Below are 13391 nucleotides of genomic sequence, written 5' to 3'. Positions count from 1 at the left end.
CTAATCACTCTAGCTTAGCCTCTGCCGAGGAAAGCTTCGCGGTCAGCATCGAGTGCCCGGTCTATCGTGCGCGCTAAATCAGGGTGTTGGGCTAAAGTGGGATCTTTTTCAACAATCCCAAAAGCATCTTCTCTCGCTTTTTCAATCAGTTTGGCATCGGTCAGCGCACGCAATAATTTGAGCGTAGATTTGTTACCCGATTGTGCCGCACCCAAGATGTCGCCTTCACGGCGTTGTTCCAAGTCAATCCGAGATAGTTCAAAACCGTCGGTGGTGGAAGCAACTGCGTCCAACCGCTGGCGGGAGACTCCCTCGGAATCCTGGGAAGTCACCAACAGGCAGGTTCCGGGCAACTGTCCACGCCCGATGCGGCCGCGCAGCTGATGCAATCCCGAGATACCAAATCGATCGGCGTCCATAATAATCATCAAGGTGGCGTTGGGAACGTTGACACCCACTTCAATCACCGTGGTGCAAACCAAAAGGTCTATTTCCCCATCGCTGAATTCTTGCATGGTTGCGGCTTTTTCGGCCGTATCCATTTTGCCGTGCAGGGCGGCGATTCTGATGCCTTTCAAAACCGGTTTTTCGGCTAGTTCCTCAATCATTGATGCCACCGAGTTGAGCTCTCCTCCGCGAGCGCTGGTTTCTTGCGCCTGGGTCGATCCAAAGAGTAGTTCGCCCTCTTCCACGGTGGAGGTGTTCTCCCCCGCCCCAATTTTGGGAACCACCACGTAGACCTGGTGCCCGGCGTCGACTTCTTCGCGGGCTCTTTCCCACATTCTTTTTTCCCAGGTGGGGTGCTCGGTGAGTGAAACGACGACTGTCTGAATTTTTTGACGCCCGGCTGGTAGCTGGTCGAGAACAGAGGTATCGAGGTCCCCGAAAACGGTCATGGCAACGGTTCGGGGAATCGGGGTTGCTGTCATTACCAAGCGGTGAGGTAGTTCACCCTGCGCCCCACGCAGGGCATCGCGTTGTTCGACTCCGAAGCGGTGCTGTTCATCGACGACGACCATGCCCAAGTCAGCGAAAGAAACGGCGTCGGCCAGCAGAGCGTGGGTGCCGATCACGATGTCTGCTGTTCCTGCGGCAATTTCGAGAAGGGTTTGTTTCTTCTGGCGAGTGGGCATGGACGCTTTCAGGAGCACTACCCTAATCAAACGCTGAGTAGGAGCGCCAGCGCTAACGGGGGGTTCCAAGGCTGAATCTGTTTGCGCGAGGTCTCCCAGAATATCCACAACGGAACGATAATGCTGTTCGGCGAGCACCTCGGTGGGCGCGAGCATAGCTGCCTGGGCACCGTTATCTGCAACTTGTAACATGGCACGTAATGCCACCACGGTCTTGCCTGAGCCGACATCGCCCTGAAGTAGCCGGTTCATGGGAACTTGTGACGCCAAGTCTCGGGAAATGTCTTCTCCTACTTTCCGCTGTCCTTCGGTCAGCTCATAGGGCAGAAGCTCAAGAAGTCGGTCGGCAAAGCCGCCGGGAATAAAAGAACGTGCCACGGTGATGTGTGCGGCGCGGGCAGCGCGGATACGTGCCAGAGCTGATTGAAGGACGAATGCCTCGCGGTACCGTAAGAAATGTTGGGCTGCTCGCCAGGTTTCCTCGCTATCGGGAGTATGAATCCCTCGGTAGGTCCAGGCAAGACTGGGTATTTTTCGCTGCCGCCTGATAGCGGGTGGGATGGGATCTTCTAAATCTTTGAGAGGTGCGCGGTCAAGGAGTTGTTCCATGGCCAGAGCGATTCGGTCAGTGGGAAGTTTCGAGGTTGCTTTGTAGACAGGAATCGGCGCGTTGGCCCGTGTTTTCCCACGCTCTATCGCCTCGATGTCCCCGCCGTGGTCTTGGTTTTCAGAAAGGACGGCGTAGTGGGGGTTAGTTAGTGTCAGCTCGCCCCGGTATGAACCGACTTTGCCAGAGAACATCACGTGATCGCCTGCAGAAATTTCCCGGGCGGCGGTCCATGCGTTGAAAAAGGAGAGAGTCATGGTCGAGGTGTCGCCCACCATGGCATAAGAATCAGGTGCATATCCCCCAAAAACACTACCCATATCAAATTCAGGGGGCAGGGGTGCGCCATATCCATCGGAGTAGCCAGATGCCAAACCATGAATTCGCGGATTAGCTACATTGGGAGCACCACTACCGCCCGAAGCAAAACGGTAATCTGCACGGGCAGGCTGTACCGGCGTCCGTCCGGTCTCTGCACCAAATGATGGATCGGGTTGCTCGCCGAGCTGATCCGTTATCAAAATTTCGGTGATAGAACCACGGCGGGCTTTCATCGACCGAGTTGTCACTTTGAGAACCTTGGCTATCAGAGTGGCATCGCTACCTTCTTGCAGATCCGCAAAAGAACTCAATTCCCCCCGCGGTAAGTATTTGCGGGGGTAGAACTCAAGAAAATCACCCACGGTCTCCACGCCGATGCTGGATTTGAGCGATTTTGCCTGCGCCGCACCCAGATAGTCTGCAAGTTTTTCGTTTTCTAGACGTTTTTCTTGCGCGTATTTCTTTTGCGCTTTGGCTTTCTCAGGCGAAATAGGCGGTTGAGGAGCAGTGCTTACGCGTTTCTTTCGAGGGGAAGCCTGAGAGGATTTCTTCACCGTAGTCTTAGCCTTAGGTTTAGGCTGGGGGTTCTTCAGTGCTTTCTCGTCAAAGAGAGCGCCGTCAGCTGAAGCACTCTCCACTAGTGTGCCTCCAGCGAGGTCACCTGAAGGTTCTCAGGTTCGGCGAGTGCACGAATCGCCTGTAACGCTTTATCTTGCTGAGGTACATGCACGTGAACCCGCCATGAGGGCGTGGTTCCGCTCCCCTGATCCACCGGTGCTATCACTACTGAATCGCCCAGGGCATCTAAACTACTGCGCAAATGTGCCATATCCAACGGGGAGAGCTGTACCGTACATACGATTTCAACACTCGTAGAAGATGTCTGTGCTCCTGCATCGCCGGACGACGCCGGGCTTGTTTGCCCCGCATCAGCAGCGGGTCCCGGTGAAAGAATAGAGTCCATTGTTTCATTCTGCGGTATTTCCAGCCCCATTGCTTGACCCCATGCCTTCACCACCAGCGCGAGACCCACAGCGCCGGCGTCAAAGGTGTGTGCCTCACGCGCTTGTTGCTGTAGCTTTTGCGTGGCAAACGCAGCCTCTGCAGCTTCGGATATCAAGAAAGGAAAATGTTCTTCTAGTTCCCCTCGAACCGGAGCCTGAGCGAGAGTGTGCATGACGGTGAGCATAGTTCCTTCTGCGGGAGCACTCACCGCAGTTTGAGCAACCTCCCACGCCCGGAACAAAGCATAGTGCAGAGCCTCTGGAGTGAGTATACCGGTTTCACCGAGTGATTCCACGAGAGTCTTTAGCCACACAGACAAAAGTGTTCCCGAATTCCCTCGAGAAGAATCAAGGGCACAGCGAGCGCCCTCCAACGCCGATGGAGCTAAAGTACCGCGTAGCGTGGCCAGCATATTCGACCCCGTATCGGCATCAGCTACGGGAAAAACATTCATCGAATTCAGCGTCTGCTCCTGAAGAGCCAGCGATTCAATGGACAGGCTCATCCAAGGTTTCCACAGTTCTTGCATAGTCCACTGCTTCATGGCTTTGCCTCTACTTTCATCGAATCGCGCGGCTCTCAGCGCACGAGTTTGTCCGAAATACCTTTGGTGAAAATTTTACTCTGCGAGAAAGTGATCCCACCCTTTATCGCTGGGCACTTTGCCATCAACGAAAACGCTACCGGGGTGGGCCCTCTCGCATCTTCCAACTGCCCGAAACCCTTTCGGCAATGGAGTATCTGCAGGAAAACACGCTAACATGCCGTGGTTTTCGCCGCCGGAGAGAACCCAGCGGGTGGCAGTTGAAAGGGAAAATTCTTGGATTTCAGAACGGGCAATGAGCCAGTCCGCCACGGGTTCAAGCTGGGCAATATCCGCTCTGAACAGTTCAGTTTCAAGATGGATGGAAACCTTGGACGCTTGGGCGATACGCTGAGCATCTCGCACTGGACCATCTGAAATGTCCATCATGGCGTGGGCTACCCCGACCGCCTGAAGCGCATTTCTCGTTGGCGTCTGCGGTCGTTGCTGTGCTTGAACCGCTCGCAAAATATGCTCGGGGCGATTCTCTAAATCATCGACGCTGAAGCCTTGAGAATACTCCATCACCGCAAAGCCAGCGGCTGCCGTGCCTAGTTCACCAGCGATAGCGACGACGTCGCCCACCTGAGCGCCCGAACGGAGAAGTGGCGCACCTGCACACCGCCCCACCGCCGTCACCGTCACAGAAATCTCAGTACTCGCACCTAAGTCTCCACCGGAAATAGAGCAGCGTTCAGCACCATTCTTCCGACACGAGTCAGTGAGCCCCCTGGCAAAATCTTTGAGCCATTGCAAAGGAATATCCGGCGGAGTGGAAAGCGAAACCAGCAAAGTGATCGGTTCTGCACCCATGGACACCACATCGGCAAGGTTCTGGGTGGCTGCTTTCCAGCCAACATCATAGCCAGTGGTGGTATCCCCGGAATTCCACTGCCTTCTGAAATCCTGCCCCTCGGTCTGCGTATCGGTAGTGAATACCAACTGGGAAGCCGGCACGGAAAGTACCGAGCAATCGTCGCCGGGCCCCACCGTCATTTCGACAAGATTTCCTGGTTGATCCCCCACCCATCGATTGTGTTCTTCGAGCAACGGCACAAAAGCCCGCAAAATCTCCGATTCTGAAAACTTCCTTACCGGGGATGCGAATGTTGCTGCACTGTGCGCTGAAGATTTCATAGCTTTTAGCGGTCACCACGAGTAGAGCGCGAGAATTCGCGGGTGACATAAAAAATCGTACCGAGTCCCACTAGAGAAAAGAGCAAAGCTGGACCATACCCCTTGATAATTGCCTGCCCACGGGTTAGAGCCTCGTTGGTGAGCACTGACGATGAAGACTGTTCCTGATCAGAAGCTCCTGTGACCCCGGCAGTAGTGCCGTCTCCTGAGGACCCTGTGTGATTATCAGACTTGAAGAAACTCTCTACCCAAGCGGCTGCACCCTGGGGCGAATGTGCCTGGTCGCTATCACGCAAGGCAGTATTATTTTGCGGAGCCCGGGCAATTCCAGCAATATTTTCTAACTTGGACCGTTGTGGGAGGGGCTGCGGCGCTGGCTGAGAACGATTCTGAGCCCACTGTTCCAAGGTACTGGGCGCCTGAGTGCTCGGGGTTGGAACGGCAGAAGATTGAGAGGGCGTCTGAGTGCTCGGAGCAGCCTGAGGCACCGGGACAGTAGTCCGGGTTGTGGGCGCTACGGGTGAAGGAGTGCCCGGAACCGCTGGCGGAACCAGCGTCTGCGGCTGACCGCTTTGGGTGGGGTCAGTAGAGGGCGCTACCGTCGGTATCGACGTCGGAGCAAGGCTAGGCGCTGAAGTGGGCGGAAGAGTAGGAGCCTCGGTGGGAAGCGGAACCGAGGCAACGGAGGGCTGCGCGGTAGGTACGGCAGTCGGCTCAACAGTTGGCTCGGTAGTTGGCTCAACAGGAGGGGCAACTGTTGGTGGGGTTGTCGGTTCTACCGTGGGTTCAGTGGTAGGTTCGTTCGTTGGCTCAGCAGTCGGCTGAGTTGTTGGTTCCGCCGAAGGGGTAGCAGTTGGCTCTGCTGGAGGTGCCTCAATAAGCTCTGTCGTCGGGGCATCCGTCGGCTGAGCGGTAAGACTCGGTGCGCTCATTGGCTGGTCTGTGGACTCAGGAGTAGGGCTCGTTGTTGGAGCAGTAGGTTCTGCAGGAACTGCAGCGGGTGAGCTCTGAGTCACCTCCATGCCAGGGGGGGCTGGTTCTGCGCTCGCACCGGTGGTGAGGGCAGTGGGCGCGGCGGCTGAAGTAGCGGGGGCAACGGGTGATTCAGCCTGGGCAACTGTGACTGAAATAATGGATACGCCTGTGAGCAGACCTACTGCACCTGCGGTTTTCAGTCCACCCTGCCATGAGCGTTCTCTCATGCTTGCCCCCTTCTGCATTTTCTATCTCCCTCAGCCTAGCAGTGAGTGTGAGCGAAGAAAATGACGAACCTGCCACACTCTCCCGCCCCCGCCTTGGGTAGGATGGAATGGTGTTTTCTTCAACGTCACCCCAAATAGTAAGACGCGCGGCGCTGGCTTTCTTGCTTCCGCTGAGCTTGCTGATGACGGCGTGCGGGGCAGGGCCGGTCCATTTAGAGCCCGCACCGGATGCCACTAATCCCGAGTGCGCCAAAGCCTTAGTTGCCATGCCGGAAGAGCTGGGCGGATTGGCGCAGCGGGAAACGACCGCTCAGGCTACTACTGCCTGGGGAGATCCCGCGTCGATTATTCTCAAATGCGGAGTGGAGGTTCCCGGTCCTGTATCTGATCCGTGTGCTTCGGTCAATGGCGTGGATTGGATCATCAAGCCGTCCAAAGAAAAGGACGGCTCCACTTCTTCCACCCAGACCGCGACCGGCACCTGGACAGCCACCACTTTCGGCCGCTCCCCTGATGTACAGGTCACTTTCGACGCCGATAAAGTCAGCAGTTCTACCTTGCTCGTAGAGCTAGGTTCACCCGTAGCCCAGCTAAAACAGACCGAAAAATGTAGCAACATCGATGATTCGCTCAGTACCCAAGGCTAGTAAGCAGCACTTGAGAGAACTTAAATCAGCCGGCTAAAGCCACTGTAAAAAATTAGCCCCGCACTGATACAGTGCGGGGCAAATTTTATGGGGATTAGCGCAGACCCAGCGGGCGTTCCAGAGCTAGCTGAATGAGTTCTTCAATAAGAGAGGGATAATCAATACCTGAGTTCTCCCACATGGTCTTATACATGCTGATGGGGGTGAACCCGGGCATGGTATTGACTTCATTGATGATAATTTTTCCATCGGGAGTATAGAAGAAATCTGCCCGAGAAAGTCCTTCACCATCGAGCGCGAGGAAAGCTTCTACGGCTAGTTCGCGAATGGTTTTTTGTACGTCCTCTGGCAAATCTGCCGGGCATTGCGTCCGTGCTGAATTCTTCGAAACATACTTGGCGTCGAAGTCGTAGAAACCGTGATCCTGATCGGTAATCACGATTTCGCCAGGATAGGAAGCTCTCGGTACGCCCCCGGCAGAAGTATCCAGCACTGCGCATTCGATTTCGCGGCCTTCAATACCAGCTTCGATGACCAGTTTGGGGTCAAATCTGTGAGCTTCTTCAATGGCGGCGTCCAATTCTTCTGCTGCATCAACTTTAGTAATGCCGAAGGAAGAACCAGCGCGCGCAGGCTTGACGAACAGGGGGAAGCCCAGATTTGCAATGCGTTCTTTGACTGTCTGCGGGTCTTTATCCCACTGCCGTTTGGACACCACTTCGTAGGGACCAACTTCTAGCCCTGCTGATTCAAAAGCTACCTTCATGAAATGCTTATCCATGCCGATGGCAGAAGCTGCTACGCCACAGCCCACATACTTCAAATCTGCCATTTCCAGCAGACCTTGCACAGTGCCGTCTTCGCCAAAGGGTCCGTGCAAAAGTGGGAATACGACATCGATGGGTTCGCTGTACTGCATCTCGTTGTTTCCATCCACCAGGCGAAGGCGCGAATCGCCGCCACCTAAGGGCAAGAAGACCTGCTGATTGCCTGCGGTAAAGCGAGCTGAAGCACCCTGCGCGGTCAATGCCGACAGTTCTTCGAGATTGGTGAGATACCAGCGACCGTCCTCGGTAATACCAATCATCACCACGTTGAACTTATCGGTGTCGATAGAGCCAAGTACACCGCATGCAGTAATTAGAGAAATGGGATGCTCTGAGGAACGTCCGCCAGCGAGTAGGGCAACAGTTGCCTTTTTGGAGTGAGCATCTGAAGTGGGGTGTGACATCTCTTGTATTTTCTCAATTCTTAGGTTGTTTAGATCGAACGAGTGCTGTTTTCGTTCTTCAGACTTCTGCCCAGAAGCTGCGGGGCTAAATCTTTGATGTTGAGTTGATCAGCAAGGACGGCGCTCACTGCCTCGCAGATGGGCATTTCAATACCGTGTTGGGATGCTAGTTCGACAACGACGGGCGTGGTCTTCACTGATTCGGCAGTCTGCGTCATGACAGTGCCCAGCTCGCGGGATGAAACTCCTGCAGCTAGGTGGCGACCGGCAGTGTGATTGCGAGACAGAGGAGAAGAGCAGGTTGCAACCAAATCGCCCATGCCTGCCAGACCGCTCATGGTGGCGGGTTCTCCACCTAGAGCCAGCGCAAGACGGGTAATTTCTGCCAATCCGCGGGTCATAACAGAAGCTTTGGAATTGTCACCATAACCCAGCCCATCGCACATTCCTACACAAAGGGCAATAACGTTTTTGACCAGCCCGCCAATTTCGACCCCCACAATATCTGTACCGATGTAAGGGCGGAAATAGGAGCTTGCGCACACTTTGGCTATCGCTTGGGCGATTTCCTCAGTATGCGCGGCAATCACCGATGCGGTCGGTTGCTCTGCCACGATTTCTTTCGCGAGATTGGGTCCGGATAAGACCGCAATGCGCGACTGTGTCTCGGACTCGCTCAGCTGCGGATGTACTGTTGACAGCACATCCGCGATGACTTCCGACATGCGCAAACGCGTGCCCTGTTCCAGCCCCTTCGCCAAAGAAACGAAGACGGCGTGCGGCTCACTCAGCGGAATTGCCACTTCAAGCTGAGCTCGCAAAGACTGAGCAGGGATAGCTAAGACCGCAATATCGGCGCCTGAGAGAGCTTCTTGCAGGTCTGCGGTGAACTGAAGCTTTTCGGGCAGCACTATGCCGGGAAAATACTTCTCGTTCACCCGAGTTTGTTGACACTGTTGCATCGATTGAGGGTTTCGCCCCCACAGTACCGTTTCAACTGAAGTCTGCTGTTCAGCGGCCGTATCCGCTACAATTTTGGCGAATGCGGTTCCCCAGCTACCGGCTCCAAGAACCGCTACTTTTTGTACCGATGCAGTCACTACTAACCCCTTATTTCTCGCTGACCAGTGGCAGGATTAAATCTACCCTCTGGGGCTTTTTCACCTCGAATATCTTCGAGGAGTTCGGTGACGGCGTCCAACATAAAGTCAGTGAGTTCCACGAGCTCTGAGCGCGTGTACTTTTTGCCTGGTTCAGACTGCACAATGTGCGAGAAATCCAGCGGAGTCCCCACTTTCACGCGCACCTTTTTGCGGGGCAAAATACTGGGCTTGCTATGCGGGGGGAGGAAATCTTGGTCCCCCCAGTGAGCAATAGGAATGACCGGTGCACCTGTAGCCAGGGCAAGACGCGCGGCGCCCGTCCGTCCAGCCATCGGCCATCCATCGGGGTCCTTCGATAAAGTGCCCTCTGGATAAATAATGACCGCTCCCCCACCGTCTACCACGTTCTGTGCGGTCTCAAGGGACTTGCGGGCATCGACCGAGCCGCGTGCTACGGGGATATGAGCGAGTGTCCGCAAAATCCATCCAAGGCCAGGTGCCCGGAAGAGAGATTCTTTGGCAAGGAACCGGGGTAAAGTACCTGTCACGAAGACCGGGTAGGCCACGGTTACCGGATCGAGCTCGGTGAGGTGATTAGAAATCACGATGTACCCGCGGTCTCGAGGTAGCTTTTCTTTGCCCTCTAGCTGGAGGGAAAGAAGCGAGCGATATACACCGCGCGCGGCGGTTCCCAAGACCCGGTACATCGAATCACCGAATGCCGTGGGCTTGAGCTCTGGCAATGGCTGCTGGGAGGTAGCCGAGCCTTTCATTAGCTCAAAACCTCGAACTGAGCTCCCAAGCCCTGCAGCTTGTCCACAAAGTGCTCATAGCCGCGGGAAATCACAGATACGCCAGTGACATTCGAAGTGCCTTCAGCGGTCAAAGCGGCAATGATGTGGGAGAAGCCACCACGTAGGTCAGGTACGTTGATGTCTGCACCGTGCAAAGGAGTCTTGCCGGTAATGATGGCGGAGTGCTTGAAGTTCTGATGACCGAAACGGCACACGGTGGGACCCAAGCAGTCTTTGTGAATCTGCACGGTAGCACCCATGCGAACCAAAGCATCGGTAAAACCAAAGCGGTTTTCGTACACGGTTTCGTGAACTACTGATACGCCCTGTGCCTGCGTCATAGCAACAACCAGTGGCTGCTGCCAGTCAGTCATAAAGCCGGGGTGTACGTTCGTTTCAACGAACAAGGGGTTCAGGTCGGTTCCGGGGTGGTAGAAGCGGATGCCGTCGTCTTGAATATCGAGGCCGCCGCCCATCTTGCGGAAGACGTTGAGGAAGGTGCTCATGTCCTTCTGATCTGCGCCGCGAACAAAGATATCGCCGCCGGTCGCAAGAGCCGCAGAACCCCAAGAAGCAGATTCGTTGCGGTCAGGAAGAGCGGTGTGGGTATAGCCCTTGAGCTCATCCACGCCCTCAATGATAATCTGACGATCGGTTTCCACAGTGATGATTGCGCCCATCTTTTGCAAGATAGCAATCAAGTCCATGATTTCAGGTTCGATAGCTGCACCGGTCAGTTCAGTCTTACCTTCTGCACGAGTTGCAGCCAGAAGTACCTGCTCAGTTGCGCCAACCGAGGGGTATTCCAGGTGAATCTTTGCACCCTTCAAACCATCTGAAGGAGCTCGCATGGAGATACCGGTGGGAAGCTTCTCTACCTTGGCGCCGAATTCTTCAAGAACACGCAGGTGGTAGTTAATCGGACGATCACCAATACGGCAGCCACCCAAGTCAGGAATAAACGCTTCGCCCAAAGTGTGCAAAAGAGGACCGCAGAGCAAAATAGGGATACGTGAATCGCCAGCGTGAGCGTCAATATCAGCGTGGTTAGCCAAAGAAACATTGGTGGGGTCCATGGTGAGTTCACCGGTTTTGGGATCATTGTGAACCGCTACGCCGTGAAGCTCCACCAGAGAGGTGACTACCTGAACGTCTTTAATCTCGGGAACATTGCGCAACGTAGAAGGGGTAGAGCCCAGTAGCGCAGCAACCATCGCCTTGGGAACAAGGTTTTTGGCTCCGCGAACTTTAACTTCACCGGTGAGCGGGTTGCCACCTTCGATTCGTAGTGCGCTGGTCATATGTTTCCAATCATGTTGTCTCAGCACGCAGTTTCACTGCAGAAACGTACGAGCAAGGGGTTCTCTAGGTGTTATATCTGCAGATTGTTTATACACCGCAGTTTCTAACAAACAATTATCTACTAACAATAAAGCAAATAATAAGGATAAGAGTACACCGCCCGTATCAAAAAAGTCTGTCCACTTACTGTTGGGAACAGCACCTCGAGGTGGAAAACACATGTGACGGCTCAGGCGATGGCACTGGGCAATGTTTCTTTATTGCGTCTTGGGCAACCAGGCGGGGCGGCTCTTTTCAAACTCGGAAATTTTTCCTTCCTGCTGAAGGGTGAGCCCAATATCGTCCAGCCCTTCCATGAGTCGCCAGCGTACGTAATCGTCAATCTCAAACGGCACTTCTACCGAACCGCACAGCACGGTTTTATTTTCTAAATCGACGGTCACTTCAGTCCCCGGTTCGTTTTCCAGGATTTTCCAGAGCAATTCCACATTATCTTGTGTCACCTGAGCGGCAACTAACCCCTGTTTGCCTGAATTTCCACGGAAAATATCGGCAAACCGGTCAGAAATTACCACGCGGAAACCATAATCTTTGAGCGCCCATACTGCGTGTTCACGAGATGATCCGGTACCAAAATCAGGCCCTGCAACCAGCACGGTGCCTTGGGAATACGGCTCGCGGTTGAGGATAAATTTTTCGTCCTTCCGCCAGTTAGCAAAAAGGGCGTCGTCAAAACCCGTTTTGGTGACTCGCTTGAGGTACACCGCAGGAATGATTTGGTCTGTATCAACGTTTGAGGCGCGCAGGGGCACGCCAATACCTGTGTGCTTTTTAATTGGTTCCATAAAAGATTTCCTTAGGCGGTAGCAGGTTCAAGATCGGACGGGGAGCTCAGCGTGCCACGGATTGCGGTTGCCGCTGCGACGAGGGGCGAGACCAGATGCGTTCGTCCACCTTTACCCTGGCGACCTTCAAAGTTGCGATTCGATGTAGATGCGCAACGCTCCCCCGGCGCAAGTTGGTCAGGATTCATCCCCAGGCACATTGAGCACCCGGCAAAGCGCCAGTCGGCACCAAAGTCTTTGAAAATTTGATCTAGACCTTCGGCTTCTGCCTGAGCTCGCACTTTCTGCGATCCAGGAACCACCATCATGCGTACATTTTCTGCAACTTTGTGGTCTTTGACGATGTCAGCGGCCGCACGTAGATCTTCGATGCGCGAGTTAGTGCAGGACCCTAAAAAGACCACGTCCACGGGGATATCTTTCATAGGGGTTCCTGCAGTGAGCCCCATGTAATCCAGTGCTTTCTGCGCTGCTGCGGTGTCGCTTTCGCTTTGAAAATCTTCGGGGAAGGGCACTGCCTGCGAAAGAGGAATACCCTGGCCGGGGTTCGTGCCCCAGGTGACGAACGGTTCGAGTTCGTTGGCATCAATGAATATTTCGCGGTCGAACTGGGCGCCCTCGTCGGTGGGCAGGGTTTTCCAGTACTCCACCGCCTGATCCCACAATTCACCGGTGGGTGCGTGTTCGCGGCCTTTGACGTACTCGAAAGTAGTTTCATCGGGAGCGACCATACCGGCGCGAGCGCCCGCTTCGATGGACATATTGCAGATGGTCATACGACCTTCCATGGACAGCGAACGGATAGCGGAGCCACGGTACTCCAAGACATAGCCCTGCCCACCGCCGGTGCCGATTTCTGCGATGACCGCCAAGATGATGTCTTTTGCGGTGACACCGGGTTTGAGTGTGCCATCAACGGTGATTGCCATGGTTTTGAAGGGAGCCAGCGGCAGGGTCTGTGTTGCCATCACGTGCTCAACTTCAGAGGTGCCGATGCCAAATGCCAGGGCTCCGAAAGCTCCGTGGGTGGAGGTGTGGGAGTCCCCGCAAACGACCGTCATGCCCGGCATGGTCAGCCCCAGTTGTGGCCCCATCACGTGCACAATTCCCTGTTCCATGTCGCCCAACGAGTGGATTCTTACCCCAAATTCTGCTGCATTTTTTCGCAGGGTTTCAATCTGAGTACGCGAGGTAATATCCGCGATGGTGCTGAAAATATCCTCGGTGGGGGTGTTGTGGTCTTCGGTGGCAATGGTCAAATCAAGACGACGCAGCGGGCGGTTTTCTAACCGCAGACCCTCGAAGGCTTGGGGTGAGGTGACTTCGTGAACCAGGTGAAGGTCGATGTAGAGAAGATCTGGCTTACCGCCGTCACCTTTGACGACGGTGTGGGCATCCCAGACTTTTTCTGCCAGGGTTCGGGGTTTCGATGCGATTCCTTCAGCCATTTATTCCTCCGTATGAAAATTGATCTCCCACCA

The 13391-nt window shown here is 54.7% G+C and carries 11 protein-coding genes; 1 reads left to right on the top strand and 10 read right to left on the bottom strand.

Annotation, left to right across the window (positions count from 1 at the left end; genetic code table 11):
- Nucleotides 1–14 precede the first annotated feature (14 nt).
- From ACFR81_RS07975 to ACFR81_RS07960, 4 genes are all read right to left on the bottom strand, one after another.
- Nucleotides 15–2294, bottom strand: a complete 2280-nt coding sequence (locus tag ACFR81_RS07975; RefSeq protein WP_417750612.1) for a helicase-related protein — start codon at nt 2292–2294, stop codon at nt 15–17.
- 404 nt (nt 2295–2698) lie between these two features.
- On the bottom strand, nt 2699–3610 hold the full coding sequence (locus ACFR81_RS07970) for a DAK2 domain-containing protein (RefSeq protein ID WP_343875126.1): 912 nt from the start codon (nt 3608–3610) through the stop codon (nt 2699–2701).
- 75 nt (nt 3611–3685) lie between these two features.
- Entirely contained in the window at nt 3686–4786 is a 1101-nt protein-coding gene (gene thiL / locus ACFR81_RS07965; RefSeq protein WP_343875128.1) for a thiamine-phosphate kinase, read from the bottom strand.
- A gap of 5 nt (nt 4787–4791) precedes the next feature.
- Complete coding sequence (locus tag ACFR81_RS07960) at nt 4792–5988, bottom strand: hypothetical protein (RefSeq protein WP_343875130.1); 1197 nt, start codon at nt 5986–5988, stop codon at nt 4792–4794.
- Nucleotides 5989–6095: 107 nt separating this feature from the next.
- Here ACFR81_RS07960 and ACFR81_RS07955 point away from each other — a divergent pair, with 107 nt between their 5' ends.
- Nucleotides 6096–6635: a DUF3515 domain-containing protein gene (locus ACFR81_RS07955; RefSeq protein ID WP_068170209.1), complete on the top strand. Its 540-nt coding sequence runs from the start codon at nt 6096–6098 to the stop codon at nt 6633–6635.
- Between the two features lie 94 nt (nt 6636–6729).
- Here ACFR81_RS07955 and ACFR81_RS07950 read toward each other — a convergent pair whose 3' ends face one another.
- From ACFR81_RS07950 to leuC, 6 genes are all read right to left on the bottom strand, one after another.
- Nucleotides 6730–7866, bottom strand: a complete 1137-nt coding sequence (locus tag ACFR81_RS07950; protein WP_343875133.1) for a D-alanine--D-alanine ligase family protein — start codon at nt 7864–7866, stop codon at nt 6730–6732.
- Between the two features lie 29 nt (nt 7867–7895).
- Nucleotides 7896–8966, bottom strand: coding sequence for an NAD(P)H-dependent glycerol-3-phosphate dehydrogenase (locus tag ACFR81_RS07945; RefSeq protein ID WP_343875135.1), 1071 nt, complete (start codon nt 8964–8966; stop codon nt 7896–7898).
- A 2-nt stretch (nt 8967–8968) separates the two neighbouring features.
- On the bottom strand, nt 8969–9742 hold the full coding sequence (locus ACFR81_RS07940) for a lysophospholipid acyltransferase family protein (RefSeq protein WP_068170214.1): 774 nt from the start codon (nt 9740–9742) through the stop codon (nt 8969–8971).
- Nucleotides 9742–11064, bottom strand: a complete 1323-nt coding sequence (murA, locus tag ACFR81_RS07935) for a UDP-N-acetylglucosamine 1-carboxyvinyltransferase (RefSeq protein WP_151144567.1) — start codon at nt 11062–11064, stop codon at nt 9742–9744. The genes ACFR81_RS07940 and murA overlap by 1 nt, the downstream gene beginning before the upstream one ends.
- A 258-nt stretch (nt 11065–11322) precedes the next feature.
- A complete protein-coding gene (gene leuD, locus ACFR81_RS07930; protein ID WP_068170219.1) occupies nt 11323–11910 on the bottom strand; it encodes a 3-isopropylmalate dehydratase small subunit in 588 nt (195 codons plus the stop codon).
- 11 nt (nt 11911–11921) lie between these two features.
- Nucleotides 11922–13358 carry a 3-isopropylmalate dehydratase large subunit gene (gene leuC / locus ACFR81_RS07925; protein ID WP_068170222.1) on the bottom strand — a complete coding sequence of 479 codons (1437 nt, stop codon included), beginning with the start codon at nt 13356–13358 and terminating at the stop codon, nt 11922–11924.
- Between the last annotated feature and the right edge of the window lie 33 nt (nt 13359–13391).

It is taken from the genome of Rothia amarae, from assembly GCF_042677725.1.
GTDB lineage: Bacteria > Actinomycetota > Actinomycetes > Actinomycetales > Micrococcaceae > Rothia > Rothia amarae.
Note: the sequence above shows the minus strand (reverse complement) of the source record. Positions and strands in the feature narration are given on the sequence as shown.

Coding starts and splice junctions, on each gene's coding strand:
- ACFR81_RS07970 (WP_343875126.1), bottom strand. CDS start 3,610: ATGAAGCAGTGGACTATGCAAGAACTGTGGAAACCTTGGATGAGCCTG.
- ACFR81_RS07975 (WP_417750612.1), bottom strand. CDS start 2,294: ATGAAAGCCCGCCGTGGTTCTATCACCGAAATTTTGATAACGGATCAG.
- thiL (WP_343875128.1), bottom strand. CDS start 4,786: ATGAAATCTTCAGCGCACAGTGCAGCAACATTCGCATCCCCGGTAAGG.
- ACFR81_RS07940 (WP_068170214.1), bottom strand. CDS start 9,742: ATGAAAGGCTCGGCTACCTCCCAGCAGCCATTGCCAGAGCTCAAGCCC.
- murA (WP_151144567.1), bottom strand. CDS start 11,064: ATGACCAGCGCACTACGAATCGAAGGTGGCAACCCGCTCACCGGTGAA.
- ACFR81_RS07950 (WP_343875133.1), bottom strand. CDS start 7,866: ATGTCACACCCCACTTCAGATGCTCACTCCAAAAAGGCAACTGTTGCC.
- leuC (WP_068170222.1), bottom strand. CDS start 13,358: ATGGCTGAAGGAATCGCATCGAAACCCCGAACCCTGGCAGAAAAAGTC.
- ACFR81_RS07955 (WP_068170209.1), top strand. CDS start 6,096: ATGGTGTTTTCTTCAACGTCACCCCAAATAGTAAGACGCGCGGCGCTG.
- ACFR81_RS07960 (WP_343875130.1), bottom strand. CDS start 5,988: ATGAGAGAACGCTCATGGCAGGGTGGACTGAAAACCGCAGGTGCAGTA.
- leuD (WP_068170219.1), bottom strand. CDS start 11,910: ATGGAACCAATTAAAAAGCACACAGGTATTGGCGTGCCCCTGCGCGCC.